Source organism: Agromyces sp. NPDC058136 (assembly GCF_042884375.1).
Classification (GTDB): Bacteria; Actinomycetota; Actinomycetes; order Actinomycetales; family Microbacteriaceae; genus Agromyces.
In genome coordinates this window covers 141,772-167,525 of record NZ_JBHVUA010000002.1, presented here as the reverse complement: position 1 = coordinate 167,525, position 25,754 = coordinate 141,772, and the positions used below count along the sequence as shown (strand labels likewise).

The 25,754-nt window shown below is 72.3% G+C and carries 22 protein-coding genes; 5 read left to right on the top strand and 17 right to left on the bottom strand.

From position 1 onward, the window contains the following. The 8 genes from ACFVTX_RS07120 to ACFVTX_RS07085 all read right to left on the bottom strand — a co-directional run bounded on the left by ACFVTX_RS07120 (position 1) and on the right by ACFVTX_RS07085 (position 8,417). Entirely contained in the window at positions 1 to 297 is a 297-nt protein-coding gene (locus ACFVTX_RS07120; protein WP_386898889.1) for a Dabb family protein, read from the bottom strand. Between the two features lie 8 nt (positions 298 to 305). Continuing rightward, positions 306 to 1,319 carry a sugar phosphate isomerase/epimerase family protein gene (locus ACFVTX_RS07115; RefSeq protein WP_386898888.1) on the bottom strand — a complete coding sequence of 338 codons (1,014 nt, stop codon included), beginning with the start codon at positions 1,317 to 1,319 and terminating at the stop codon, positions 306 to 308. Continuing rightward, positions 1,316 to 2,185, bottom strand: a complete 870-nt coding sequence (locus ACFVTX_RS07110; RefSeq protein ID WP_386898887.1) for a sugar phosphate isomerase/epimerase family protein — start codon at positions 2,183 to 2,185, stop codon at positions 1,316 to 1,318. The genes ACFVTX_RS07115 and ACFVTX_RS07110 overlap by 4 nt, the downstream gene beginning before the upstream one ends. Positions 2,186 to 2,343: 158 nt before the next feature. Next, entirely contained in the window at positions 2,344 to 3,549 is a 1,206-nt protein-coding gene (locus ACFVTX_RS07105) for a substrate-binding domain-containing protein (RefSeq protein WP_386898886.1), read from the bottom strand. Next, a complete protein-coding gene (locus ACFVTX_RS07100; RefSeq protein WP_386898885.1) occupies positions 3,549 to 4,739 on the bottom strand; it encodes an ABC transporter permease in 1,191 nt (396 codons plus the stop codon). Before ACFVTX_RS07100 ends, ACFVTX_RS07105 begins: the two co-directional genes overlap by 1 nt. Beyond that, positions 4,736 to 5,812, bottom strand: a complete 1,077-nt coding sequence (locus tag ACFVTX_RS07095) for an ABC transporter permease (protein ID WP_386898884.1) — start codon at positions 5,810 to 5,812, stop codon at positions 4,736 to 4,738. The genes ACFVTX_RS07100 and ACFVTX_RS07095 overlap by 4 nt, the downstream gene beginning before the upstream one ends. Continuing rightward, positions 5,809 to 7,314 carry a sugar ABC transporter ATP-binding protein gene (locus ACFVTX_RS07090; RefSeq protein WP_386898883.1) on the bottom strand — a complete coding sequence of 502 codons (1,506 nt, stop codon included), beginning with the start codon at positions 7,312 to 7,314 and terminating at the stop codon, positions 5,809 to 5,811. Before ACFVTX_RS07090 ends, ACFVTX_RS07095 begins: the two co-directional genes overlap by 4 nt. Beyond that, positions 7,311 to 8,417: a Gfo/Idh/MocA family protein gene (locus ACFVTX_RS07085; RefSeq protein WP_386898882.1), complete on the bottom strand. Its 1,107-nt coding sequence runs from the start codon at positions 8,415 to 8,417 to the stop codon at positions 7,311 to 7,313. The genes ACFVTX_RS07090 and ACFVTX_RS07085 overlap by 4 nt, the downstream gene beginning before the upstream one ends. Positions 8,418 to 8,533: 116 nt before the next feature. On the opposite strand from ACFVTX_RS07085, the gene ACFVTX_RS07080 reads away from it, so the two are divergent. Next, a complete protein-coding gene (locus ACFVTX_RS07080; RefSeq protein ID WP_386898881.1) occupies positions 8,534 to 9,730 on the top strand; it encodes an ROK family protein in 1,197 nt (398 codons plus the stop codon). 81 nt (positions 9,731 to 9,811) lie between these two features. Here the strand turns inward: ACFVTX_RS07080 and ACFVTX_RS07075 are convergent, their stop codons facing one another. Together ACFVTX_RS07075 and ACFVTX_RS07070 are read right to left on the bottom strand one after the other, a co-directional pair. Beyond that, the gene (locus ACFVTX_RS07075; protein WP_386898880.1) at positions 9,812 to 10,765 is read right to left on the bottom strand and encodes a sugar phosphate isomerase/epimerase family protein; all 954 of its coding nucleotides are present in this window, start codon (positions 10,763 to 10,765) and stop codon (positions 9,812 to 9,814) included. Positions 10,766 to 10,929: 164 nt separating this feature from the next. Further along, entirely contained in the window at positions 10,930 to 11,358 is a 429-nt protein-coding gene (locus ACFVTX_RS07070) for a DUF1294 domain-containing protein (protein WP_386898879.1), read from the bottom strand. Positions 11,359 to 11,543: 185 nt separating this feature from the next. On the opposite strand from ACFVTX_RS07070, the gene ACFVTX_RS07065 reads away from it, so the two are divergent. Next, positions 11,544 to 12,125, top strand: coding sequence for a YqaJ viral recombinase family protein (locus ACFVTX_RS07065; protein ID WP_386899405.1), 582 nt, complete (start codon positions 11,544 to 11,546; stop codon positions 12,123 to 12,125). Then, the gene (locus tag ACFVTX_RS07060) at positions 12,122 to 12,940 is read left to right on the top strand and encodes an alpha/beta fold hydrolase (RefSeq protein WP_386898878.1); all 819 of its coding nucleotides are present in this window, start codon (positions 12,122 to 12,124) and stop codon (positions 12,938 to 12,940) included. Before ACFVTX_RS07065 ends, ACFVTX_RS07060 begins: the two co-directional genes overlap by 4 nt. Before the next feature lie 29 nt (positions 12,941 to 12,969). Here the strand turns inward: ACFVTX_RS07060 and ACFVTX_RS07055 are convergent, their stop codons facing one another. Then, on the bottom strand, positions 12,970 to 13,665 hold the full coding sequence (locus ACFVTX_RS07055; RefSeq protein WP_386898877.1) for a Pr6Pr family membrane protein: 696 nt from the start codon (positions 13,663 to 13,665) through the stop codon (positions 12,970 to 12,972). 133 nt (positions 13,666 to 13,798) lie between these two features. On the opposite strand from ACFVTX_RS07055, the gene ACFVTX_RS07050 reads away from it, so the two are divergent. After that, positions 13,799 to 14,788, top strand: coding sequence for an NADP-dependent oxidoreductase (locus ACFVTX_RS07050; RefSeq protein WP_386898876.1), 990 nt, complete (start codon positions 13,799 to 13,801; stop codon positions 14,786 to 14,788). A 5-nt stretch (positions 14,789 to 14,793) separates the two neighbouring features. Here the strand turns inward: ACFVTX_RS07050 and ACFVTX_RS07045 are convergent, their stop codons facing one another. Then, entirely contained in the window at positions 14,794 to 15,750 is a 957-nt protein-coding gene (locus ACFVTX_RS07045) for a DUF5937 family protein (RefSeq protein WP_386898875.1), read from the bottom strand. A 56-nt stretch (positions 15,751 to 15,806) separates the two neighbouring features. Here ACFVTX_RS07045 and ACFVTX_RS07040 point away from each other — a divergent pair, with 56 nt between their 5' ends. Next, positions 15,807 to 17,213: an MFS transporter gene (locus ACFVTX_RS07040; RefSeq protein WP_386898874.1), complete on the top strand. Its 1,407-nt coding sequence runs from the start codon at positions 15,807 to 15,809 to the stop codon at positions 17,211 to 17,213. 141 nt (positions 17,214 to 17,354) lie between these two features. On the opposite strand, the gene ACFVTX_RS07035 is transcribed toward ACFVTX_RS07040, so the two are convergent. The 5 genes from ACFVTX_RS07035 to ACFVTX_RS07015 form a co-directional block, all read right to left on the bottom strand. Next, the gene (locus tag ACFVTX_RS07035) at positions 17,355 to 17,903 is read right to left on the bottom strand and encodes a GNAT family N-acetyltransferase (RefSeq protein ID WP_386898873.1); all 549 of its coding nucleotides are present in this window, start codon (positions 17,901 to 17,903) and stop codon (positions 17,355 to 17,357) included. Between the two features lie 94 nt (positions 17,904 to 17,997). Next, positions 17,998 to 21,945 carry a type VII secretion protein EccCa gene (eccCa, locus tag ACFVTX_RS07030; protein ID WP_386898872.1) on the bottom strand — a complete coding sequence of 1,316 codons (3,948 nt, stop codon included), beginning with the start codon at positions 21,943 to 21,945 and terminating at the stop codon, positions 17,998 to 18,000. Continuing rightward, positions 21,945 to 23,039 carry an RDD family protein gene (locus ACFVTX_RS07025; protein ID WP_386898871.1) on the bottom strand — a complete coding sequence of 365 codons (1,095 nt, stop codon included), beginning with the start codon at positions 23,037 to 23,039 and terminating at the stop codon, positions 21,945 to 21,947. The genes eccCa and ACFVTX_RS07025 overlap by 1 nt, the downstream gene beginning before the upstream one ends. Then, positions 23,036 to 24,409: a hypothetical protein gene (locus ACFVTX_RS07020; RefSeq protein WP_386898870.1), complete on the bottom strand. Its 1,374-nt coding sequence runs from the start codon at positions 24,407 to 24,409 to the stop codon at positions 23,036 to 23,038. The genes ACFVTX_RS07025 and ACFVTX_RS07020 overlap by 4 nt, the downstream gene beginning before the upstream one ends. Before the next feature lie 16 nt (positions 24,410 to 24,425). Next, the gene (locus ACFVTX_RS07015) at positions 24,426 to 25,754 is read right to left on the bottom strand and encodes a hypothetical protein (protein WP_386898869.1); all 1,329 of its coding nucleotides are present in this window, start codon (positions 25,752 to 25,754) and stop codon (positions 24,426 to 24,428) included.

Genomic DNA, 25,754 nt, shown 5'->3' with positions numbered 1-25,754 from the left:
TCAGAGCACCTCGAAGTCGTACTCCTGGAACTCGGCGACCTCGGGCACCCAGCGGCCCTCGACGAAGCCGACGTGCGCGGGGTGCGCGTTGTAGGCGTCGTACGCCGCCTGGTCGGCGAACACCATGCCGAAGCGATGGGTGAACCCGCTCTTCGGGCTGACCTGTCGGCTGATCGCGAACCCGGTGACGCCGGGGATCGCGGTGAGGGTCTCGCGCGCGGTCGCGAAGAACTCCCGCTCGGCGGCCGAACCGGGCTCGTGGACGAGCCGGAAGACGACGGTGTGCTCGATCGACACGATGCCCCCTACTGGTTCGAGAACGCCGCGTCGAACGACGCGGTCGGCCGCGGGAACAGCTTCGAGCGGATGAACCCGACCGCCTCGGCCGCGCCGTGCAGCCGGTCCATGCCGGCGTCCTCCCACTCGACCGAGATCGGGCCGGTGTAGCCGATCGCGTCGAGCGCGCGGAATGCGTCCTCCCAGGGGACATCCCCGTGGCCGGTCGAGACGAAGTCCCAGCCGCGGCGCGGGTCGCCCCACGCGAGGTGCGAGCCGAGGATGCCCGCACGCCCGTTGGCGGGGCGGAGCCGCGTGTCCTTGCAGTCGACGTGGTAGATACGGTCCTTGAAGTCCTGGATGAATCCGACCGGGTCGATGCCCTGCCACATCATGTGCGACGGGTCCCAGTTGAAGCCGAACGCCGCGCGACGGTCGATCGCCTCGAGCGTGCGCACGCTCGTCCAGTAGTCGTAGGCGATCTCGGACGGGTGCACCTCGTGCGCGAAGCGCACGCCCTCGGCGTCGAACACGTCGAGGATGGGGTTCCAGCGGTTCGCGAAGTCCTCGTAGCCGGCGTCGATGACGGACGCCGGCACGGGCGGGAACATCGCCACGTACGGCCAGATCGACGAACCCGTGAAGCCGACGACGGTGTCGACGCCGAGCTTGCGGGCGACCCGAGCCGACCGCTTCATGTCCTCCGCGGCCCGCTGCCGCACGCCCTCGGCGTCGCCGTCGCCCCACGTGTACGGGCGCACGATCGCCTCGTGCCGGAAGTCGATGGGGTCGTCGCACACGGCCTGACCCGTGAGGTGGTTCGAGATCGCGAAGACCCCGAGCCCGTACCGCTTCAGGATCTCCTGCCGCTCCGCGAGGTAGCCGGGCTCCTCCTCGGCGAGCTTCAGGTCGAGGTGGTCGCCCGAGCAGGCGATCTCGAGCCCGTCGTACCCCCACTCGGCGGCGAGGCGCGCGACCTCGGCGAACGGCAGGTCGGCCCACTGGCCGGTGAAGAGGGTGACGGGGTGGGTTGCGGCGGTCATGCTGACTCCCTTTCGTCCTGCAGCGCGGTGAGGTAGCGGAGGCTCCGGGCGGCGAGCTCGTCCTGCGAGCTCGCGAGCGGGCGCCATACGGAGGCGGCGACCGCGATCGTCGCGTTCTCGCCGGTGAAGCTCTCGAGGCCGAGCGCGCCGGCGTAGCCGACGTCGTCGAGCGCATCGAGGAAGGCCGGCCAGTCGAGGTGGTCGTCGCCCACCGCGCCGCGGTCGTTGCCGCAGACCTGCACGTATGCGAGGTGCTCCCCCGCCGCGCGCACGGCGTCGCCGATCGACTTCTCCTCGATGTTCAGGTGGTAGCTGTCGAGCGCGAGGCCGAGGCCCGGCCCGAGCAGCGGGCCGAGGGCCTCGAGGGCCTGCTCGACCGTGTTCACGAGACTCGTCTCGTAGCGGTTCAGGGGTTCGACGGCGAGGCGGATGCCACGGGCCTCCGCCTGCCGGACGACGGGGGCGAGGCTCGTCCGGAGCTCGCGGTAGCGCTCCTCGCGCTCGGTGGCGTCCATGCGCCAGGCGCGGCCCGTGGCGGCCGTGAACGGGCCGGCGACGACGGGCGAGCCGAGGCGTTCGGCGACGCCGAGGCAGTGGACGAGGTAGTTCTGGGTGGCGACGATCTCGGAGCCGGGGGCCGCGATGAGGTTGCGGCCCGGGCCCATCGCGCCGATGACGATCGGTGCGAGGCGATGCTCGGCCAGCACGTCGGCCGCGGCATCCGCCGACCAGTCGCCGACGTTCTCGACGGGAAGTTCGATCGATTCGAAGCCGAGCGAGGCCGCCTTGGCGGCGAGTTCGGGCAGGTTGTCGTCGGTGAGGGGCGACGCCCAGACCCAGGTGTTGACGCCGAGTGTGCGGCGCATGCGGCCTCCTTGCCGAAGAACTGGTGGTCGAGCGGTGGGTCGAGGAGCGCCCGGCGAAGCCGGCCGCGTCTCGAGACCAACGTACGGGGTCTCGAGACGCGTCCTCACTCCGCTCGGGCGCTCCTCGACCGGCGATTACCGCGGCCGGCGATGCCGGTTTACGGGATGATGCGGTCTTCCCAGACGGTCGGGTAGCCCGGCAGGTCTTCGCCGCCGAACTTCGCGTAGTGGCCGTCGGGCATGCCCTCGTTGAGGGCGAGGTACTCGTCGACCTCCTCGGCGGTGATGGGCGACTGGGGCAGCACCCACTCGCGCGGCACCTCTTCACCGGCGAAGATCTTCTGCGCCGCGAGGAGCGGCGTCCGCCACTGGAAGTTCGAGTACACCGGCGCGAGGCCCGTGAGCCCGGTCTCCTTCCACTTGCGGAGGAAGCTCATCTCGTCCTCACCCGTCATGACGGGGTAGTCGGCGCCGGCGTCCTCGAACGCCTCGATGGCGGCGACGGCGCCGTCACCGGCGTCCATCCAGATGCCCTGGATGTCGCCCTTGGCGAGCTCGTCGGAGATGATCTTCTTGATCTCGGCAGGGTCGGCCCCGGTGAAGTAGTCGACCGCCTCGATGCCGGCCTCGTCGAACAGCTTCTCGGCCGCGGCCCAGCGCTGCTCGAGCACGTCGACACCCGGGAGGATGCGCAGCGCCACGACCTTGTCGCCCTCTTCGAGCTCGTCGATGAGGAACTCGGCCGTGTCGATGCCCCACGCGAATCCGCCGATGGGGTGGATGAACGTGACGGGGCAGTCGGTCTGCACACCGCGGTCGAACACGACGACCGGCTTGCCGGTGTCGCAGGCGCGCTCGACGGCCGGGGTCATCGCCGCCGTGGAGTTCGGCGAGATGAGGAAGACGTCGCAGTTGCCCTCGTTGATGAAGTAGTCGATGTCGGCGATCTGCGTGTCATCGGAGTCCTGCGCGTCGCGGGTCTCCATCTCGCTGATCGCGCCGGCCTCCTGGAGCACCTTGAGCTGTTCGTTCATGGTGATCCAGCCGGTCTGACGCCACGGGTTCGAGATCGAGGCGTTCGCGAAGCACGCCTTCTTCGCCCCGGTGCTCGCGTACTGCGAGGTGTCGACCATCTCGGCGTTGATGTGCTGCAGCCAGGGCTGCCCTTCGGGGCCCTCGGGTACGACGTCGCGTTCGGCGTCCTGCTTGTCGAAGAGCTCCTGGTCGAACCACTCGACCGACTCCTCGGTCGCGGCGGCGTCATCGCTCGGCGCTGCCACGTTGGGGTCGGTCGTGCAGCCGGCCATCGTCAGCAGCGCGAGGGCGCCGACCATTGCGGATGCCACCGTGTACCTGCGTCGCATCACGAACCTCCTTTGGTTTCGTTGTCAGCCCTCGACGTCGAGGGAATGGGTGCAGGGCGAGCGGATGCGGGGGCATCGCGCTCCTCCGCCGGTGCCGGCGAAGTCTTGGTCGCCGCTTCGGGCGAAGTCTCGGTGCTCGCGGGCGGGGTCTGCCCCGTGGCATCCGCGGAGGCCGCGGTGCCGCGACCCTTGCGGCGCGAGCGGAAGGTGGTCGCCGAGTAGGCGACCGCGAGGATGATGATCGCGCCCTGCACCGCGTCGCGGTACGTCGAGGGCACGCCCGCGAAGTTCAGCAGGGTGAAGAGCGCCTCGAGGGCGAATGCGCCGGCGGCCGCGGCGACGACCCAGCCGCGACCGCCGCCGAGCACGACGCCGCCGAGCACGACCGCGGTGATCGCGATGAACTCGTAGCCGCGTCCGACCGAGGGGTGCACGCCGGCGTAGCCGACGAGCAGGACGCCCGCGATCGTGGCCGAGAGCGAGGAGATCATGAACGTCGAGGTCTTCACCCACCAGTTGCGCGTGCCCGAGAAGCGGGCGGTGGTGGGGTTGTCGCCGAGGGCGATGATCGTGCGGCCGAATGGGCGCTTCGAGAACCAGATCGCGACGGCGAGCACGACGACGAGCACGACGACCGACCAGGGCAGGATCTCGATGACCGGCAGGTCGCGGATGCCGCCGCGGCCGATCTCGCGGAACCCGTCGGCCGGGTTTCCGGTCGCCGCGCCGCCCGTCCAGTAGAGGGTCGCACCGAGGAGGGCGAGCATCATGCCGAGGGTGACGATGAAGCTCGGTACCTTCAGCATCGTGACGATGAGGCCGTTGACGAGCCCGATGAACGCGCCGAACGCGAGCATGAGCAGGAGCACCGGCAGCGACTTCGACTCGTCCTGGCCGATGAGGTTGCCGGCGATGACGACCTGCGCGGTGACGACCGACCCCATCGAGAGGTCGAACTCGCCCCCGACGATGACGAAGTACTGGCCGATCGCGACGATCGCGATCGGGGCGACGCGCTGGATGAAGCGGATGAACTGGCCGGGCTCGGCGAACGAGGGGTTCAGCACCGCGATCGCGACGAGGAGCACCGCGAGGAGCAGGAAGACGGCGCCGCGGGGGCTGACGAGGGTGCGACCGAGTTCGGCGAGGCGGGCGCCAACGCTTGGGCGGTCGGATGTCACGGCGCTCATGCCGCGCCTCCCTTCGATGCCGTGGCGGGTTCGGATGCTGCGGGGTTCGCCGCGCCGGAGGGCGGTTCGGCCCCCGTGCTGAAGCGGGGCCGGCGGCGGTCGAGCGAGCGGCTCGTGTACACCGCGACGGCGGCCACGATGACGACGCCGCGGACGACGTCCTTCAGGAAGGGGTTCACCTGCATGACGCTCATGACGTTGTCCATGACGGCGAAGATCGCGACGCCGCCGATGGTGCCCCAGATCGAGCCGCGACCGCCCATGAGGAGGGTGCCGCCGAGCACGACCGCGGCGATCGAGAGCAGGTCGTAGCCGCCCTGGGTGCCGACGACGGGGCTGCCGACGCCGAGTCGGCTGGCGAGCAGCAGACCAGCGAGGGCCGCCGTCATCGAGCAGAGCACGTGCGCGGCGATGAGGGGACGCGCGGTGCGGATCCCCGAGAGGCGCGCGACCTGCTCGTTGCCGCCCACGGCGAACATGTGGTTGCCGGTGCGGGTACGGGCGAGGAAGAACGCCGCGGCGAGCGCGACCGCGAGCATGATGAGGGTCGACACCGGCACGGGGCCGACGCCCGTCGCACCGATCATCTGGAACTCCCACGGCACCTGGCCGCTCGTGCCCTTGTAGTTCGAGTCGAGATACCCCTTGATGATGAGGCCCGTTCCGAGCGTCGCGATGAAGCCGTTCACCTTGAGCTTCGTCACGATGAGGCCGTTCGCGAAGCCGATGAGGGCGGCGACGACGAGCACCACGAGCACCGCGAACGGGATGTTCGCCGGGTTGCCGGCCATGAGGTCGGCCGCGATGAGGCTCGAGAGGCTCACGACGTACGGCACCGACAGGTCGAGCGAGGCGCAGAGGATGACGAGCGTCTGCCCGATGGCGACGAAGCCGAGCACGCTCATGCCGGTGAGGATGTCGCGGATGTTGCCGGCGCTGAAGAAGTTGCGGCCGACCGAGGCGACGAGGATCGCGCCGATCGCGATGACCGCGATGAGTGCGATGCCGACGATGAGGCTCGCGTCGAGCCGGCGGCGACCGGGGCGGCGCACGGCGGGGGTCGTGGTGCTCATCGGAGTTCCTCTCCGCCGACGCGCAGTGTGCCGGTCGCGGCGCCGAGGATGGTGGCCTCGTCGCTCCGGGCGGGCAGTTCGGCCGAGGCGCGGCCGTCGTGCATGACGATGATGCGGTCGGACATGCCGATCACCTCCGGCAGCTCTGACGAGATCATGAGGATGGCGACCCCTTCTTTCGCGAGTCGTCGCATGAGCGAGTAGACGGCGACCTTCGCGCCGACGTCGATGCCGCGGGTCGGTTCGTCGAGGAGCACCACGCGGGGCTTCGTCGCGAGCCACTTGGCGAGGACGACCTTCTGCTGGTTGCCGCCCGAGAGGTACTGCACCTCTTGGTCGAGCCCGCGGGAGGTGAGCTCGAGCGAGGAGAGCACGCCGGGCAGTTCGCGCCGGGTCTCGCGGGTACGGCGGGCGAACACCGAGCGGATCACGAGGAGCGCGTTGTCGGTGATCGACTGGTTGAGGGCGAGGCCCTGCGCCTTGCGGTCCTCGGTGATGAGGGCGACGCCCCGCTTCACGGCCTGCCGGGCCGAGCCGAGCTTGATCGGCGTTCCGTCGAGTCGCATCTCGCCGCGGGTGAACGGCACGACGCCGAAGACGGCCTCGACGAGTTCGGTGCGACCCGAGCCCTGGAGGCCCGCGATGCCGACGATCTCGCCGGCGCGCAGCTCGAGGTCGACGCCGTCGACGTAGGCGTTGCCCGCGCCGCGCAGTTCGAGGCGGGGCTCGCCGACGACGGTACCGGGCTCGGCCTCGGGGAAGTACGCGGAGATCGGGCGGCCGACCATGCGGCGCACGAGCTCGTCGGTGTCGAGCTCCGAGGCGGGGCCGCTCGAGACGAGGGCGCCGTCCTTCAGCACGGTGATCGAGTCGCAGAGGTCGAAGATCTCCTTCAGACGGTGCGAGACGTAGAGGATCGCGACGCCGCGCTCCTGCAACCGCCGAACGATCGTGTAGAGGAGCTCGACCTCGTGATCGGCGAGGGCCGCGGTCGGCTCGTCCATCTGGATGACCCGGGCGTCGACCGAGAGCGCCTTCACGATCTCGACGATCTGCTGCTCGGCGACGGTGAGGGTGCGCACCGGGGCATCCGCATCGATCGAATCGATGCCGAGCTCGGCGAGCAGGGTGCGCGTCTCCTCCAGCATCGCCTTCCTGTCGACGAGGCCGCGGCGCTTGGGCTCGCGCCCGAGGAACACGTTCTGCGCGACGGTGCGCTCGGGGAGGAGGTTGAACTCCTGGAAGACGGTGGCGAGGCCCTGCTGGGCAGCCTGCACGGGGTGCGTGAACGCGACCTCCTTACCGCCGAGGGTGACGCTGCCGCCGTCGCGCTCGTAGACCCCCGCGAGGATCTTCATGAACGTCGACTTGCCCGCACCGTTCTCGCCGACGAGGCCGTGCACCTCGCCCGCGCGGAGCGTCAGCCCGACGCCGCGGAGCACGGTGACCCCGAAGAACGACTTCTCGAGGCCCTCGGCCACGAGCACTGCTTCGCCGCTCATGCGGCCACCTCCACCCAGTCGCGACGTTCGGACGAGGCGAGGACCGCCTCGGTGAGGCGCACCGCGCGCAGCCCGTCGGCGAAGCGCGGCAGCCCGTCGGGGACGACGCCGTCGATCGCAGCATATGCGTCGGCGACGAAAGCATTGAACGCGTCCTGATAGCCCATCGGGTGGCCGGCGGGCACGAGCGAGAGGCGGGCGGCGTCGGGGCTGAGACGCGCCGGGTCGCGCTCGATGAGGGCGGATGCCTCGGTGCGGCCGAGCCACAGGGTGTCGGGCCGCTCCTGCTCGAAGCGGATGCTCGCCTCGGTGCCCGCGAGCTCGATCGTGAGGGCGTTCTTGTGGCCGGGGGCGACCTGCGAGACGAGCAGGGTGCCGATCGCGCCCGAGTCGAGTTCGACGACGAGGGCGACGAGGTCTTCGGTCTCGATGCCCGAGTGGGTGGCGCGGTCGGTGTAGACGGTGCGGCTCGCGGCGTTCAGCCGCACGATGCGCTCGCCGGCGACGAACTCGACGAGGTCGACGAGGTGCGAGCCGATGTCGGCGAACGCCCGGGAGGGGCCGCCGACCGCGCTGTCGACGCGCCAGTCGTCGTCGTTCGGTGCGGCGAGCCAGTCCTGGAGGTACGCGCCGTTGACGCTGAGGAGGCGGCCGGTCTCGCCTGCGGCGACGCGGGCACGCGCCTCGCGCGCCATGGGGTGGAAGCGGTAGACGAAGGGCACCGCGGCGACGAGGCCGCGCTCCTCGGCGAGGGCGACGATCTCGGCGGCGTCGGCCGAGGTGGTGGCGAGGGGCTTCTCGCAGATCACGTGCTTGCCGGCCTCGAGCGCCGCACGGGCGAAGCCGGCGTGGGTCGCGTTGGGGGTGCAGATGTGCACGACGTCGATGCCGGGATCGGCGAGCAGTGCCTCGAGCGAGTCGAACCCGGTCTCGAGACCGAGTCGTTCGGCTGCGGCGGTGGCCCGCTCGGGAGAAGAGGAGGCGGCGCCGACGAGTTCGGCTCGGGCGGCTCTGGCCGCACGCGAGTGCACTGTGGCCATGAAGCCGCCGCCGACGAAGCCGGCACGCTTGGTGCGGGTCGGTGCGGTGACGTCCGTTGTCATGGGGACATGCTGACACACTTCATCCACCTTTTGCTAGTCCTTCGGCAAAAGTTGTTTGTTCGGAATCATGATGTCGCTCAGACTTCTCGAGAAGTCCGTGTGCTTTACTCATGGGCATGGTCGACATCAGCCGCGGATCAGCGCTCGGAACCTCAGGTGCGAGCGAACTTTTCCAACTGCTGCGCGACGGCGCCCCTCGCACCCGCGCCTCGCTCGCGCAATCCACCGGACTCGCCCGCTCCACGATCGCAGCGCGCGTCGACGAGCTCATGCGCATCGGCCTCGTCTCCCCCGTCGCCGACGCCGTCTCCACCGGCGGCCGCCCGCCCTCGCAGTTCGCCCTGAACCCGGCGGCCCGCATCGTGCTCGCCGCCGACCTCGGCGCCTCCCACGCGAACCTCGCCGTGACCGACCTCGTCGGCACCGTCCTCGCCGAGCACTCCCAGCGCCTCGACATCGCCCAGGGCCCCGAGACGGTGCTCGGCTGGATGGTCGAGCACGGCACCGCGCTCATCGAGAGCCTCGGCCGCGACCCGCGCGAGCTCGTCGCGATCGGCATCGGCGTGCCCGGCCCCGTCGAGCACTCGACCGGCCGCCCCGTGAACCCCCCGATCATGCCCGGCTGGGACCGCTTCGACGTGCCCGGCTGGGTGCAGCAGCACTTCGCCGTACCTGTCCTCGTCGACAACGACGTGAACATCATGGCCCTCGGCGAACAGGCCACCTCGTGGCCGCAGACCGAGCACCTCATGTTCGTGAAGGTCGCCACCGGCATCGGCTCGGGCATCATCTCGGGCGGGCTGCTGCAGCGCGGCGCCCAGGGCATCGCCGGCGACATCGGCCACATCAGGGTGGCCCGCGGCAGCGAGGTGCCCTGCCACTGCGGCAACCGCGGATGCCTCGAGGCGCTCGCCTCCGGCCCCGCCATCGCACGGGAGCTCCGCGAGCAGGGCATCGACGCGGCATCCGGCAACGATGTGGTCGAACTCGTCAAGCGCGGCGACATCGACGCCATCCAGGCGGTTCGCCAGGCCGGGCGCGACATCGGCGAGGTGCTGACCGCGTGCGTGAGCTTCGTGAACCCCTCGGTGATCGCCATCGGCGGCTCGATGGCACGTGCGGGCGAGCACCTCATCGCGGGCGTGCGCGAGGTCGTGTACACCCGGTCGATGCCGCTCGCGACCGAGCACCTCGTCATCGTGCAGTCGGCCGCCGCCGAGAACGCGGCCGTGCTCGGCGCCGCGATGCTCGCCATCCACCACGCGCTCTCCCCCGAGGGCATCGACGCGCTCGCGGCCGTCGCCGCACCCTGACACCCCACGACGAAGCGCGGCGCCCCGCTCGGGGGCGCCGCGCTCGGTCGTTCGGCCGCTTGTCGCGCGGGGTCGCTCCGGTCAGAACCGCAGATCGCGCAGGTAGTCGTAGCCGACGTCGGCGGTCTGCAGCGGGGTGACGTCGGGGGTGTCGTTCTCGACGATGTACTCCTCGACGGCGTGCGCCCGGAAGATGCGCCCGAAGTCGATCGTTCCGGTGCCGAGGTCGGCCATGTCTCCGCCGACGTGGCGGTCCTTCACATGGAACTGGCGCACCAGCTGCGGGGCGTCGTCGATCACGTCGATCGCGAACCGCACCGGGTCGGCGGCGCCGGTCTGCACGCCGCCCGTGACCGCCCAGTAGAGGTCGACCTCCAGGTGCACGAGCTTCGGGTCGAGCCGCTCGGTGAGCACCTGCCACGGCGTGAGCCCGCCGCCGAGGTCGGTCGTGAACTCGTGCGCATGGTTGTGGTAGCCGTAGGCGATCCCGTACGCCGCGGCGGCCTGCGCCTCGGCGTTCATCGTGTCGGCCAGCTGCTGCCAGTCGGCGAGCGCACCGGAGGCGAAGTACGGCACGTTGAGGTAGCGCTGTCCGAGCGTCGCCGCGTTCTCGAGCTTCTGCTCGAGGCCGGCCGCGTCGGTCGAGGTGCCGTCGTGCGACGAGGTCGCGCGGATGCCGATCTCGTCGTAGAAGCCCCGCAGCTCGGCCGCGGTGCGCCCGAAGTAGCCGAGCGCCTGCTCGACGCGCGGGTACCCCAGCTCGGCGATCGCGCGCAGCGTGGTGTCGTAGTCGCCCGGCCCCCACGGTGCCCCGAGCGCCTCGCGCACCGTCCACAGCTGGAGGCTGATCTTGCCGGGCGGCACCCGCTTCCACGGCTTCTTGTCGGCGACCGCCATCGCGGGCGTCGCCCCCGCAGAGAGCGTCGCCGCGGCGGCCGTCGCGCCGAGTGCGCCGAGGAGGAGCCCGCGCCGGCTCAGCCCCCGCTCCGCCAACGAGGCGCGCAGCGCGCCCTGTCCATCATGTCCGTAGCACATGCCGTTTCCTTCCGTCTCACCGTCGAGAGTTCCGTGCCCGAACACTGTCGCTCACTTTTGTCGCACCGTCAATCAAAAGTTGTTAATGGTCGCAACAGAAGTCGCATGACATGCGTTTGAACCCGGTTCGATGATCCGAACGGCGGATGCCGCGGAGCCAGCGCCTACCGGCCCGCGAACCAGACGGCGACCACGACGAGGACGACGAGGTTCAGCACGACCCCCGCCCAGAACACCCGGCGGAAGCTGCGCTTGCGCGTCTTGTGGCGGAACACCTGCTGCGCGACGAGCGCGCCCGGCCAGCCCCCGACCACGTCGACGAGGTGCAGCGTCTGCTCGGAGACGCGCGACGCGCCCCGCTTCGCCGCCGCCTTGTCGAGCCCGTACAGGGTGAACGCGAGGAGCGACCACGCCCCGTACCAGGCGCCGACCCACCACGGCAGCACCTCGAGCACGAGCGCACCGAGCACGGCCGCCGCGAAGCCGACGAGCACCCACCAGCTGAGGGCGGCAGGCAACGGCTTCGAGAGGTCGCGGTCGCCGGGTCTCGCGGGGCGCGGTCCGCGCGAGGCGGTACGGAGGTCACGTTGCACGACCTCGATCGTACGGCGCCCACGGCGCGCGAAAGCGGGCGCGCGGGGGCGGCGGCGAGTACGCTCGGAGGGTGCCAGAACCATTCGCCCTCTTCGACCTCGAGGGTGACACGTGGGCGTCGCCGCCCGAGCCGCGCCGGCGGCATCCGCACGAGACCCGCGTCGTCGCCGACTCGGGCGACCGCGTGGCCTGGCTGCGCGCCCGCGCGCAGGGCATCACCGCGACCGATGCGGCCAAGCTCGCGACCCGCGACTCGGTGCGCACCGCCGCGCACGAGAAGCTGCACGGCGGCCGGCGCAGCTTCGGCGGCAGCCGCTACACCGACCACGGCAAGGCCCGCGAGCCGGTCATCGCCGAGTGGGTGCGCCAGACCCACGGCCTCGCGCCGTCGACGTTGCTGTTCCACTCCGAGTTCGAGCGGCGGCACCTCGCGACCCCCGACGGTCTGGGCGTCGCTGCGAACGGCTCGCTCGAGCTGTGCGAGATCAAGACGACCTCGAAGCCGTGGCGCGGCATCCCGCGGGGCTATCTGCGCCAGGTGTGGTGGCAGCAGTACGTGCTCGGTGCCGAGCGCACCCTCGTCGTCTGGGAGGAGCACGCCGATTTCGTGCCCGTCGACGACGAGCCGAAGTCGCGCTGGGTCGATCGCGACGACGACCAGATCGAGATCCTCGTGGGGCTCGCGAACGAGTTGCTGCGGGCGATCCGCCCGAATCCCGGCGCCGTCGACCCGCGGGCGGTCTACCGTCCGGGGGCGCTCGCGTGACCACTCTCCTCCTGCACGGCCTCGGCGCCGATCGCAGGCAGCCGCTCGAACTCCTCGCGCCCGTGGTGCGTCAGGTCGCGGGCGACGACGAACTGATCATCGCGCCCGACGTGCGGGCGCACGGCGGCTACCTCACGGTCGGCGAACCGGCCGATTTCGCGATCGACCGGCTCGCGGCCGAGGTGGCAGCGACGGTTCGAGCGCAGGTCGAGGAGGCCACGGGCCGCCCCATCGACGACGGCGAACCCCTCACCGTGATGGGCATCTCGATGGGTGCGGCGATCGCACTCCGGCTCGCGCTCGGCGAACTGCTGCCGATCGACCGGGCGGTGTTCGTACGCCCCGCGTTCGACGACCGCCCGTTGCCCGACAATCTCCGCGCGTTCCCCGTGATCGGGCAGCTGCTCATCGATGCGGGGGCGGCGGGCGCGGCCGAGTTCCGCGAGCGCGAGCTCTATCAGCGGGTGGCCGCCGAGTCCCCTGCCGGGGCGAAGGGGCTCCTGTCGCAGTTCACCTCCCCCGATGCGGCGCGACGCGCGATGCGGCTCATCGAGATCCCGCGCAACCGCGCGTTCGCGCACGACGACGAGCTCGCGCAGCTCGCGCCACGTGGCATCCGATCGCTCGTCGTGGCCGCACCCCGCGACCCGGTGCACCCCGTGCCGATCGCCGAGCGCTGGGCGTTGGGGCTCGGCTCGCCGCTCGTGATGCTGCCGGCGCGCGACGACGGGCAGGCGCAGCAGAACGCGGTGCTCGAGCAGCAGCTCGTGCGCTGGCTCGAGGCGAGCGAGGCGCGCCGCACGCCGCGCGGCTGAACGAGCCCGCCGTCAGGGGCCGGGCCGGCTCAGCCGGCCGTCGTCGTCACGGCCCGGTCGCCGTCGATCGCGTCGCCGCCGGCCGGCTCCCCGGCACGTCGCCCGCCGAGCCGGCTCACTCCGACGACGCCCGCCCCGACGAGCAGGATGAACGCGGCGATCGCGATGACGTACACGGCGACGCCGCCGTACCCGACGCCGGGGCTGACCTCGGGGTTCAGGAACGGGTACGGGTACCAGCCGACGATCGCGCCGCGGATCATCGTGTAGACCACCCAGACGATGGGGAACACGGCGATCCACCAGAACCGGTTCCAGTCGATGCGGCCTCGGCCGGGCGCGAACAGCCAGTCGACGACGAGGTAGAGCGGCGCCCACACGTGGAGGATCTCGTTCGACCACGGCAGGGTCGTCGCCTGGTCGAGCGAGATGCCGCGCAGCAGCAGGTTGTAGACGACGAGGGTGGTCGCCATGTAGGTGGTGGCGCTCGCGCGGACGAGGTCGAAGAGGGGCGGGTCGCTCGCCCGTCGGAAGGCGTACCCGGCGCCGACGAGCAGCACGACGGCCGCGACCGCGTTCGAGAGGATCGTGAAGAAGCTGAAGAAGTTGACGACGAAGGCGGCGGGGTCGGGCACCATCGACAGGCTCTTCGCGAACTGCCCGACGATGGCGGCGATGATCGCGGCGGCGGCCACGACCCTCAGGACTCCGAAGACTCGACGCAACGCTCCACCCTTCCGGTCGCGACGCGAGGATGCGCGCGACGAGTCGCTCGACGACGGCGCGGTGCGCGACGACGCTGTGTGCAGCATAGCCACGACGGGCACAATGGAGCGAGGTTCTCGAGGGAGGCACGGCATGCAAGGTGAGGCGGCGCAGGATTCGATGCGGGCGCTCGTGATCGATCGCACGGGTGATGCGGCCGAGCTGCATCTGGCTGAGGTGCCGCGGCCGCTTCGGATCAGCGACGAGGTGCTCGTGCGGGTGATCGCGTCGAGCGTGAACCCGATCGACGTGAAGACGCGCGCGGGTCGCGGCACCTCCGCGGCGATCGAACGGTTCCCCGCGGTGCTCGGGCATGATTTCGCCGGCGTCGTCGAGCAGGTGCCGTACGCCGCGCACCCGCTGCAGCCGGGCGACCGGGTGTACGGCATGGTGCGGGTGCCGCGCATGCCGGGAGCGCACGCGGAGTTCGCGCCCGTGGGGTCGATGAGCGTCGCCCCGATGCCGGCGTCCCTCGACTTCGCGCACGCGGCGGCGGTGCCGCTCGCGGCGCTCACGGCGTGGGGCGCGGTGGTCGACACGGCTCGGGTGCACGACGGGCAGCGGGTGCTGATCCACGCGGGCGCGGGCGGGGTCGGGCATTTCGCCGTGCAGTTCGCGGCGTATTTCGGTGCGACGGTCACGGCGACCGCGTCGGCGCGCAACGCCGACTTCGTGCGCGGCCTCGGCGCGCACCGGGTCGTCGACTACACGGGCGAACGCTTCGAGGAGGTCGTGCGCGACCAGGACGTCGTGATCGACCTGATCGGCAATGTGAAGGATGCCACGGGCTCCCGCTCGCTCGAGGTGCTGCGCCCGGGCGGGCTCATCGTCACGGTGCCCACCGGTTCGTGGCCGACGATGCGCGAGGAGGCGGAGGCCCGTGGCATCCGCTCGACCGGCTACGTCGTCTCACCCGACGCGCGCACGCTCGCGGTGATCACCCGGCTCATCGACGACGGCGCGGTGCGCGTGCACGTCGACCGCGAGCTGCCGCTCGCCGAGGGCGCCGAGGCGCACCGCCTGATCGAGGCGGGGCATGTGCGCGGCAAGCTCGTGCTGCGGGTCGCACCCGACCCCGCCTGAGCCGGTTACCGACCCGCGGCGAGCAGGGCCGCCCCGAGTTCGCTGCGCAGGTAGAGCACGCTGTGCCCGTAGCGGGTCGAGACGACGAGCCCGGCGTCGCGCAGCACGCGCAGGTGCTGGTTGACCGCCGAGGCGGTGACGCCGAAGCGCACGCCCAGCTCGGTCGACGAGGCCGGGTCGCCGAGCGCCGAGAGCAGCCGGGCGCGGGTCTCGCCGAGCACGGCGGCGACGGCGGCGGGGTTCGCGACGTGCTCGGCCTCCCACAGCGCGCCCTGTCCGCGAGCCGGGTACATGATCATCGGCGGGCCGTCGCCGATCGGCGCAGAGCCGCGACGCGTGAACATCGTGGGCACGAGGGTGAGGCCGAGTCCGTCGATCGGCTGCACCCGGTCGCTCGGGTCCTTGAGGCGCACGGTGACGACGCCGCCCTCGTAGTCGACGGTCGCCGAGATGCCATTGAGCATCGTCGCGAGCCCGTTCTGCGCGATCTGCCGGCCGCGGTGCACGACGTCGGCCTCGAGCACGGCTCGCATCCGCGGCCAGTACGGCTCGAAGGTCGCAGCCCAGAGCCCGTCGAGCGCATCGGCGAGACGGCGGATCGCCGCGCGCGGCGGGCCGGCGAACACCGCGGGCACGCGCCCGTGCACGGCCACGAGGTCGCGTTCGAACTCGGCGGGCGTCATCGCGCGCAGCGCCGCCATCTCCTCGTCGAGGCGGGTGAGCGGGCTCGTCGGGCGCGGGTTCAGGAAGTCGGGGGTCCAGAGGCGTTCGTCGACGAGGGCGGCGAGCGCCTCGTGGTCGAGTCCGGCGCGGGCGGCTTCGGTGCGGCGCAGCCACGGCAGCTGCAGCGGGAAGCGCGAAGGGTCGCGGATGGATCGGAGCGACAGGCCGAGCTCGCAGAGCGGCGAGATGCCGAAACGGACGGCCGCGACGTCGGTCTCGTTCAGCACGTACCTCAACATGAAGCAGAACGCTACATCAATTTCGCAGGCCCGGATGCCTCTGACAGAACTGACTCGTGAGCCCTACCTCCCCCGACACCGGCACGACCCCCGCGGTCGACTCGCACCCCGAGGCGGCCGCCACCGCGCCCGCCGCCGCACCCGCCGCGCCCGCCGCGCCGCCCGCCGCGCCCCGCCCCAGCCTGTGGGCCCGCCTCGTCGCCTCGGTCGACGACCCCGTCCTGCGCATCCTCGTCGGCGCGACCCTCATCTCGCGACTCGGCCGGGGCATCTTCCTCACCGTCACGGTGCTCTACTTCACCCTCATCGTCGGACTGACCCCCGGCGAGGTCGCGATCGTGCTCGCCGCCGCGAGCGCCGCGGGCGTCGTGGCGTCGTTCGCCGGCGGCTGGCTGACCGACCGATTCAGCGCGAGGCGGCTCATCATCGCCTTCACGGCGATCGAGGGCGTCGCACTCATCGCCTACGTCTTCGCGGCCGACTTCGTCACCGCGCTCGTGATCGCCGTCGTCTGCGGGCTCTTCGAACAGGGCGCGAACTCGACGCGGTCGGCGATCATCGCGCGCGCCTTCACCGGCGAGAGCCGGGTGCACGCCCGCGCCGTGCTGCGCACCGTGACGAACGTGTCGATCGCGGTGGGCTCGGGGCTCGGCGCCGTCGCCCTCGCGCTCGGCACCGCCGAGGCGTACCGGGCGCTCATCGTCGGCGCGGGCCTGCTCTACCTGCTCGGACTCTTCCAGCTGGTGCGCCTGCCCGCGCGGGTCGACGCCCCGGCGCGGGTCGCCGTCGCCGAGGTGGTCACCGAGACCGGCTCGGTGGATGCCGCAGCGACCGCCGAGGCGATCGCGAGCGAGCGGGCGAGCTGGCGTTCGCATTCGCCGTGGCGCGACCCCCGCTACCTGTGGCTGACGGCGCTGAGCGCGATCTTCGGCATGCAGTTCGGCGTCGGCGAGCTCGGCGTGCCGCTCTGGATCCTCCACGAGACGACCGCGCCCGAGGTGCTCATCGCGGCGCTCCTCATCCTCAACACGGTCATCGTCGTGATCTTCCAGGTTCCGATGTCGAAGGGCACCCACGACCTCCGCGTCGCGGGGCGCGTGTCCGCGATCGCCGCCTGGCTCATGGCCGGCGCGTGCCTCGTGTACGCGGCCGCCGCTGGCCTGCCGGTCGGGTTCGCGGTCGCCGTGCTCGTGATCGCCGCCACCGCGCACGCCTTCGCCGAGGTGCTCTCGCAGGCGGGCGGCTGGGGGCTCAGCTTCGAGCTCGCCGACCCCGTTCGCGCCGGCACCTACCAGGGCGTGTTCGGCATGGGCTACTCGGTGGGCGCGCTCGCGGCCCCGCTCGTCGTCAACGCGACCGCCGTCTCGCACGGCCTCGCCGGATGGGCGGTGCTCGCCGCGATCTTCCTCGCCTCCGGGCTCGGTACGTGGTGGATCGCGCGTCGGGCGGCCCGCACGGCGTGATCGGCGCCCGGCCGAGCACGGTGCGCCGCCGCGGCCCCGATCCGAAGACGGGCGATCGTTCCCGTCGCGGATGCCTCGGGCCCGGGCCCGTGCCCGGGCTCGGGCTCGGGCTCGGGCTCGGGCTCGGGTTCGGGTTCGACGTCAGCCGATCGGCTGCGCGAGCACCCAGTCGTTCTCGACCCGCCCGCCGAGCGTGAAGTGCTTGCGCCCCGCCTTCGCGAAGCCCTGCTTCTCGTAGAAGCGGATCGCACGGGCGTTCTCCTCGTTGACGCCGAGCCAGCAGACGACGGCGCCCGTCTCGCGGGCGGCGTCGAGCGTCGCCGCCATGAGCGGCGCGGCGATGCCGCCGCCGTGCTCGCCGGCACGCGTGTAGAACTTGCTGAGTTCGATCGCCGGCCGCACGGTGACGGCGGTCGCGGCATCCGCATCGCCCGGTTCGCCGCCGATGAGCATGCTGTAGCCGACGAGCGCTCCGGATGCCTCGCCGCCGCGTGCGGCGACGACGACGCGCCGCCCGGGGTCGGCGAGGTACGCCGTGAAGTGCTCGGGTGCGAAGTTGCGCTCGATGAAGTCGGCGATCGCCTCGGGGGTCGTGCTCGGCGGGCACGCGAGCGGGAAGGTCTCGGCGGCGAGTTCGGCGAGCGTACCCGCGTCGGCGATGGTCGCGGGGCGGATGACGAGGTCGGTCACGCCGCGATTCTGCCAGAATCCGGCGCGCCGGCGGCGTCTGTGACGCCGCCGGCGCGGTCGGTGTTCCCTGCTTCGGCGGTCAGCGCTTCGGCGGTCAGTGCTTCGGCGGCACCCAGGCGAGCTGGGCCGCGACGACGCCGCGCTCACGGCTGATGATCTTCGCCCGGCCGGGCACGGCGGGCTCCGCCTTGACCTTGCCGATGAGCTGCCCCTCCTCGGGGTTGCCGCTCAGCAGGATTCCGGTGACGCCGAGGTCGGTGAAGCGCTGGATGATCGGGTCGTACGCCGCTCGGCTCGCACCGCCGGCACGACGCGTCAGGATGACGTGCAGCCCGAGGTCCGACGCCTGCGCGAGCAGCGGCGCGAGCACGGCCAGCGGGTTGCCCTGCGAGGTCGACACGAGGTCGTAGTCGTCAATGAGTATGTACCCCTCTGCGCCCGTCCACCACGAACGCGCGCGAAGCTGCTCGGGGGTGACACCGGGGCCGGGCAGACGGCTCTTGAAGAACTCGGCGAGCTCGGCGATGCCGCTCATCGCCATGTCGTGACCCGTGAGGTAGGCGCCCAGGTACTCGTCGGGGATCTCGCCGAGCAGCGCACGGCGGTAGTCGACGACGAAGATCTTCGCTTCCTTCGGCCCGTGCATGCGCATGATCTCGTGCGCGACGCCACGCAGCATCGACGACTTGCCCGAGTCGGCGTCGCCGTAGAGGTACAGGTGCGGGTCGGCGCGCGGGTCGAAGCGGTACGGCGCGAGCTCGGCCTCGTCGACGCCGAGCACGAACTCGTTCGCCGCATCTGGCACGAGGGCGCGCAGCGTGTCGAGATCGATGCGCTCGGGCAGCAGGCGCAGCTTCGGCCCGGCAGGGCCCTGCCACGCGGCCGACACCTTCGCGACGAGATCGCCGACGCCGTTGCCGAGCGTCGCGGAATCGGAGTCGCCGTCGATGCGGGGCAGCGCCGTGAGCATCTGGAGTCCGCTCGGCGCGAGCCCGCGGCCGGCGTGCACGGTGACGTTCGCGGCGGACTTGCGGTTGATCTCGGAATCGGACGGGTCGCCGAGGCGCAGCTCGAGACGGGTGCCGATGAGGTCCTTCAGGTTCGCGCGCACCTCCATCCACCGCGCGGCGGTGATGACGACGTGGACGCCGAAGGTGAGGCCGCGCGCGGCGAGCTGCTGCACCGACTGCTCGAGCGCTTCGAACTCGCTGCGGAGCACGCCCCAGCCGTCGATGACGAGGAACAGGTCGCCGTAGCCGTCGTCGACCCTGCCCTCGGCGCGCATCCGGCGGTAGGTGTCGATCGAGTCGATGCCGTGATCGCGGAAGAACCGCTCGCGGGCGTTCAGCACACCCGTGACCTCGGCGAGCGTGCGGCGCACGACGTCGGGCTCGGAGCGGCTCGCGAGACCCGCGAGGTGCGGCAGCCCCTTGAGGCCGGTGAACGTGCCGCCGCCGAAGTCGAGCACGAAGAACTGCACCTCGAGCGGCGTGTGCACGAGCGACAGGGCCGTGACGAGCGTGCGGGCGAGGGTCGATTTTCCGGAGAGGGGGGCGCCGACGATCGCCATGTGTCCGCCCGCTCCGGCGAGCGAGACGACGAGCCCCTCGCGGCGCTGCTCGAGCGGGACGTCGACGAGGCCGAGCGGCACCGTGAGCGGGCCGCTGGCGCGCCACTGCGGGGAGACGACGCCGAGCGCCGGGTCGACCTGCAGGTCGCCGAACATCTGGTCGAGCGTGGGCGCGATCTCGAGGGGCGGGAGCCACACCCGGTGGGCTTCGGGCCCGCGCCCGCTCATGAGCTCGACGGCGAGCTCGAAGGTGCTGCGCTGCTCGGCGGGCTCAGCGGGCATCACGACGACGTCGGGCGCGGGCTCCTCGGTGACGGCGCGCTGCTGCGGGGCCGCGGTGAAGAGCTCGATGGATGCCTCGACCGCGGCCTCTCCGCGCTTCGCCGCCGCCGCACGACGACGGGGCGGCGGGCCCGAGACGTACGCCGCACGGAACTGCGTCATCGTCTCGGTGTCGCTCTTCAGGAAGCCGACACCCGGCTGCTGCGGCAGCGTGTACGCGTCGGGCACGCCGAGGATCGAACGCGACTCCGCGGCCGAGAACGTGCGCAGACCGACGCGGTACGAGAGGTAGGTGTCGAGGCCGCGCAGCTTGCCCTCCTCGAGGCGCTGCGAGGCGAGCAGCAGGTGCACCTGCAGCGAACGGCCGACGCGACCGATGTTCACGAAGCTCTCGATGAACTCGGGCTTCGCCGCGAGCAGCTCGGAGAACTCGTCGGCGACGATGAGCAGCGCGGGCAGGGGCGCGAGGTCGGTGCGCCCGCCGCGGCGGGCCTTCTCGTAGTCGGACACGTTCGCGAAGTTGCCCGACGCGCGCAGCAGCTCCTGGCGGCGCGTCACCTCGCCCTGCAGCGCGTCCTGGAAGCGGTCGACGAGCGTGAGCTCCTCGCCGAGGTTGGTGATGATCGCCGACACGTGCGGCATGCCCGCCATGCCGGCGAAGGTCGCACCGCCCTTGAAGTCGACGAGCACGAAGTTGAGCTGCTCGGGCGAGTGCGTCATCGCGAGGCCGAGCACGAGGGTTCGCAGCACCTCGGACTTGCCCGAACCGGTGGCGCCGATCATGACGCCGTGCGGGCCCATGCCCTGATGCGCCGACTCCTTCAGGTCGAGCACGACGGGCGCACCCTGCTGGTCCTGACCGATGGGGATGCGCAGACGGTTGCGGTCGAGACGCGGCGCCCACGCGGCATCCAGATCGAGATCGCGGACGTCGGGCAGGCCGAGCAGTTCGACGAGCTCGGCCTGCTTGCCGAGCGAGGCGCCCTCCGCGGGGCCCGAGGCCGTCGCCGAGTACCGCGGGGTCAACCGGCGCGCCGTGGCCTCGGCGGTGACGACGTCGACGGCGTCGGGCGTGAACGGGCGCGCAGCGGTCTGCATCGTGATGAGCTCGGCGCGCCCGGCGCTGCCGAAGGAGACGCGGAGCGCGTCGTGATCGGCGAAGTCGCCCCAACGCGACGGCAGGTCGATGATCGTGACGCCCTGGGTGCCGTCGCTCGAGACCACGAGGCTCGACTCGGGCAGCCGTGCGCCGTCGACGATCACGACGAGGTGCGGCAGCTTCGGGGTCGACCCGTCGCGGGCGAACCGCGGGCGGTCGCGCACCTCGGGGGGCAGCATCGACTCGAGCGCCTCGAACGAGGAGCCGATCATGCGCGCGGACCCCACGCCGTCGAAGACCGTCGACGAGTGCGTGTGCGGCAGCCACTTCGCCCACTCCCACTGCGGCAGCGCCTCGTCGGCCGCGAGCACCACGACCTGCAGGAGCTCGGGACTGTGCATCGTCGCGGCGCCGAGCACCATCGCCCTGGCCAACCCGCGGACCTCGTCCTCGTCGCCGGTGAGCTCGATGCGTGCGTAGTCGCGCAGCGTGACGCCGACGGGCAGGTTCGCCTGCATCTCGTGCGTGAGCATGAACCGGTGCGCCGCCGAGGCGGCCACCGGGTCGAGCTGTGCGAGCGGCGGCAGCTCGGGCGCCTCGAGCGAGAGCGCGAGCGGCTGGTCGGCGACGCCGACCCGCACCGACAGGAAGTCGGAGTCGCCGACGGCACGCTCCCACACGCGGGTGCCCTCTTCGGCGACGAACGGCAGGGACTCGGGTGCCGGCCACTCCCAGTTGCCCGCGCGGCGCTGCTGCCGGGCTGCGGTGCGCACGGTCTTGCGCAGCTCGGTGAGGTAGGCGAGGTACTCGCGTCGGGCGCCGAGCACGGCCGCCTGCCGCTGCGCCCGCTGGCGCCAGCCGTTGACGGCGACGAAACCGAGCGACGACAGCAGGAACATGCCGCCCGTGAGGAACCCCGTCGGCCCGGCGTTTGACATGGTCACCATCACGATGGCGCCCACGCTGCCGAGCATCGGCACGAGCGAGACGAGGATGCCGCCGCCGCCGTCGCTCGGCGCGAGCTCGGGCGGAGCCTGCACCGAGATCTTGCCGGCGGGCACGCGAGGAGGCGCGAGGCGGGGGGTGCTCATCAGTGGATCTCCCGGTCGGAGGCGAGCAGCAGGCTCAACGTGAGGGTTCGGTTGCCGAGGCGCACCCGGTCGCCGTCCTCGAGGGGGGTCCGCACGCCGGGCGCGAGGCGCACCGGACCGTCGTCGCCGAGCACCTCGGTGCCGTTCGTCGAACCGCCGTCGGTGACGAACGCGCGGCCCCGCGCGTACTCGAGCCGGAGATGCGTCTTCGACACGCTGCTGTCGGGGTCTCGGACCGTGACGACGCGGTCGCCCGGCTCGCTCGCCGACGGGTTGCGGCCGAGGTTCACGACCACCGGGAGCGGCAGCTGCTCGCGCTGCCCGGTGTCGAAGATGAGGAGCAGCGACCCCTCGGCGCCTTCGGCACCCGGGACCTGGGCCGGGGCCCCGGCGGCCGGAGCTGCCTGGGCCTCTGCCGCGGAGGCGTACGCCGGTTCGACGGCCACGGTCGCGCGCCTCGGTGCCGCGGTGACGGCGGCCGCCGAAGCAGGCACGACCTGGCCGGGCGCGGCCTGGATGAGGCCCGGAGGCACGGCGACCTGCCCCGGAGCGGGCCGCACGGCCGGCACCCCGATGATCGACACCCCGGCCGGCGCCGGCGCGTGCTCCACCGCCGCCGCACGGCTGAACGACTCGACCGCCGCGGGCTGCGGCATCGCCGCACGCGCGGCGCGCGTCGGCACCGAGACGACGACGGTCTGCGCCGCTCGGTCGGCCCAGCTGCGGCGCCGGCCCGAGGCATCCCATGCGCTGGAGGCGACGACGACCCAGGCGCCGACGGCCGCGACCGCGAACCCGAGCGCCGTGATCAGCCCGCGCGCGAACGTGCGGCCCGCGCCCGGCGAGAACGGGCGGTCGTCGCGCGCGGTGCGCAGCCGCAGCATGGCCTTGCCGACGGTCGCGCCCGTGCGCGCCTCGAGGATCCAGAGGGCGAGTGCCGCCTGCACGAGCGCCACCGCTCCGAGCGCGGCACTCGCGGTCGAGAACCCGACGATGAGGCCGACGGCGGTGATCACGAGCACATCGATGGTGAACGCCGCGAGGCGGCGGCCCGTGCCCGCCGCGGTTCCGGCGAATTCAGGGCCGATCGTCATCCGGACATCATCCCACGCAGCAGCTCGATCGAATCCGCGGCGATGAGCGCCGCGGGAAGGGCCAGGGCGACGGCGAGCCACTCGACGACATCGCCGAACCTGGACCACGCGAGCGACGACGACCCGCGGGCGACCGCGACGCTCACCACGGCGGCGACGACGCCCGCTGCGAAGACCCCGGCCCCGACGACCGCCGCGGTCACGGCATCGACGCCCGCTGCGAGCGTCGCCGCCCCGACGAGGAGCACGAGGATCGCCGCGCCGCGCGGCAACCAGCGCAACGCCCGTCCGGTCGTGTGCCGTGGCGTGAGCAGGAGTGCCAGCACCACGCAGACGAACAGCACGATCGTGCCGACGGCGATGAGGGCATCGTCGCTGACGAGCTGCAGCGCGGCGAGCGGGGCCATGCCGACCGTCACGAGCACGAGCACGAGGGTGCCGGCGTTCAGTCGCGCCGTCGAGGCGCGCACCACGCGTTCGGCGTCGGCCATCGCGATCGACGCCGGCGAATCGGGGATGCTTCCGCGAACGCTCCAACGGTTGCTCATGAAGTGGCGGTAGTCGATGAACATGCCGTCGGAGACGTTCACGAGCGTCGTCGGCAACGCGCGGAGCACCACCGGCACCAGGCCCAGTGAGACCGCCGCCGCGGCACCGATGGGCAACTGCAGCAGGAGCGCGCCGCCCCAGACGCCGGCGAAGCCGACGAGCAGCACGCTGACGGTGCTCCACGCGGCACGAAGCGGCACGTCGGCGGTGCAGACGGCGAGCACCAGTGCGAGCACCGCGGCAGCGAGCACGCCGACGGTGATGCGCAACTGCCCCGACGACATCAGGTCGCCCGGGATGAGCGCCGCGACGGCCACGCCCGCGAGCGCGAGGGGCGCCGCCATCGCGATCGGCGGAGCACCGCCGGGCCGACCCGAGCGCACGGCCCACGCCACAGCAGGCGCGAGCGACGCGATGCCGAGCACCGCGGCGACCGCGAGGCGCGCCGCCGAGTCCTCGGCGACGAGCGAGACGATGACGACGGCGAGCACGGGCACGAGCCCGAGCAGGATCCACCTGGCACCGTGGTCGGTGCGCTCGCGTTCGGCCGCACGGCGCTCGCGGCGCTCCTCCGATGCGCTTCGGGGCCCGCCGACCGTGATGACGGCGTACACGCCGCCGTCGGCGAGCTGCTCCCCCGACGTCGCCGGGTCGATCGACCGGCCGTCGCGATCGACGATCCGCTGTGCGCGGGGGTCGAGCACGAGCCCCCAGCGGCGCAGCGCGTCGTCGAGGCGGTCGTCGGCCGGTACGGCGAGGTCGACGGCGCCCGCATCACCGAGCAGGGTGATACGGCGGCGTTCGACGGGTGCGACGGTCATGCGTTCACGGCAGGCGTCACTCTCCGCGGCCGCCCGCGCCGGCGCCGCGCGAACGCGGGCCCATCTCGTCGTCGTCGAGCTTCGGGGCGATCGGGCCGCCGAGGCCGCTGCGACGTTCGCGCTCACTGCCGCCCGCACCGCCGCCCTGGCCGCCCATCATGCCGGTTCCACCGCGCGCGCCCGCCGCCGCGTTGCCGCCGGCGCCGTTCGCCCCGCCGGCACCGCTCGCCGTCGAGCCGCCTTCGAGGCCACCGGCGCGACCGAGCAGGCCGCTCGCACCGCGAGCTCCCGCGCCGCTGCCGCCTGCGCCACCGGCGCCACCGGCGCCACCGACACCGCTCGCACCGCCGACGCCGCCTGCGCCGCCGAGACCGCCGGCCCCGCCCAGGCGCATGCCGCCGGCGCCGGCTCCGGCCGCCTTCGCGGCTGCGAGTGCCGCGGCACCGGCCGCGCCGCCGCCGAGACCGCCGGCGAGACCGCCGCCGCCCGGGAGCGTGCCGGGGGGAAGCGTGCCACCCGGGCCACCCGGGCCACCGGGGCCACCGGGCAGCGTCGGGGTGCCGGGGCCGCCGGGCAGTTGGCCCGTACCCGGCGCGGGCGACAGACCGGGCGTACCGGTGAGGGGCCCGCCGGTCAGGGGGCCGCCGTGGTACGACCCACCGGGCGAGGTGCCGAGGAGCGACCCGTCGACGGACGGACCGGTATAGCGCGGGGCAGCGCCGCCGCTGCCGCCCGGCGCGGACGGGGTGTTCCACCCGGGGTCGACGGCGGGGAGCGTCGGACCCGGCCCAGGCTCGGGCAAATCGAAGTCGAATATCGACTCGCCAGGGGTGTTCTGGCGGATGACCGCGGACTGCGTCGCGATCGAATTGGCGATCTCGCCGGTATCGGTGCGCATCGTGTCGAGGGCCGCCTTCGCCGCGTCCTCGCGCTGACCGCCGAGCCACCCCTCGATCACGTCGATCGCGCTGTCGGCGGCGAGCGGCCCGAGCACGGGGTGCACGACCATCGTGCCGGCCTTCGCGACGTTCTCCCAGAACGGGTCGATGTCGGCGGAGGGGAGTTCGGCGGCTGCCCCGATGGCGGTGTTGCGAGCCGTATTCGCCGAATCGATGTGCTTCGCGACGGTATCGAGCGCATCCTCGATGTTCTCCATCTGGGTCACGATCTTCATCAACGAACCGGCGGCGCCGCTGGCGGCGGCGCCCTCCCACGAGTCGCTCGTCGCGAGCGCCTCCAGCGAAACTCGGAACGTGCCGAGCGTGGACTTCAAGCTGGACAGATGCGGCACCTCCCACGCCCCGGCAGCGGCGATGCGGTTCAGCTCGTCTTCATGCGTTCCCAT

Bases quoted from the DNA above. Each gene is read 5' to 3' on its own strand.
- ACFVTX_RS07105 (WP_386898886.1), bottom strand. From the start codon at position 3,549: ATGCGACGCAGGTACACGGTGGCATCCGCAATGGTCGGCGCCCTCGCG.
- ACFVTX_RS07050 (WP_386898876.1), top strand. From the start codon at position 13,799: ATGCAAGGTGAGGCGGCGCAGGATTCGATGCGGGCGCTCGTGATCGAT.
- ACFVTX_RS07100 (WP_386898885.1), bottom strand. From the start codon at position 4,739: ATGAGCGCCGTGACATCCGACCGCCCAAGCGTTGGCGCCCGCCTCGCC.
- ACFVTX_RS07095 (WP_386898884.1), bottom strand. From the start codon at position 5,812: ATGAGCACCACGACCCCCGCCGTGCGCCGCCCCGGTCGCCGCCGGCTC.
- ACFVTX_RS07115 (WP_386898888.1), bottom strand. From the start codon at position 1,319: ATGACCGCCGCAACCCACCCCGTCACCCTCTTCACCGGCCAGTGGGCC.
- ACFVTX_RS07075 (WP_386898880.1), bottom strand. From the start codon at position 10,765: ATGTGCTACGGACATGATGGACAGGGCGCGCTGCGCGCCTCGTTGGCG.
- eccCa (WP_386898872.1), bottom strand. From the start codon at position 21,945: ATGAGCACCCCCCGCCTCGCGCCTCCTCGCGTGCCCGCCGGCAAGATC.
- ACFVTX_RS07045 (WP_386898875.1), bottom strand. From the start codon at position 15,750: ATGTTGAGGTACGTGCTGAACGAGACCGACGTCGCGGCCGTCCGTTTC.
- ACFVTX_RS07080 (WP_386898881.1), top strand. From the start codon at position 8,534: ATGGTCGACATCAGCCGCGGATCAGCGCTCGGAACCTCAGGTGCGAGC.
- ACFVTX_RS07090 (WP_386898883.1), bottom strand. From the start codon at position 7,314: ATGAGCGGCGAAGCAGTGCTCGTGGCCGAGGGCCTCGAGAAGTCGTTC.
- ACFVTX_RS07085 (WP_386898882.1), bottom strand. From the start codon at position 8,417: ATGACAACGGACGTCACCGCACCGACCCGCACCAAGCGTGCCGGCTTC.
- ACFVTX_RS07110 (WP_386898887.1), bottom strand. From the start codon at position 2,185: ATGCGCCGCACACTCGGCGTCAACACCTGGGTCTGGGCGTCGCCCCTC.
- ACFVTX_RS07020 (WP_386898870.1), bottom strand. From the start codon at position 24,409: ATGACCGTCGCACCCGTCGAACGCCGCCGTATCACCCTGCTCGGTGAT.
- ACFVTX_RS07015 (WP_386898869.1), bottom strand. From the start codon at position 25,754: ATGGGAACGCATGAAGACGAGCTGAACCGCATCGCCGCTGCCGGGGCG.
- ACFVTX_RS07025 (WP_386898871.1), bottom strand. From the start codon at position 23,039: ATGACGATCGGCCCTGAATTCGCCGGAACCGCGGCGGGCACGGGCCGC.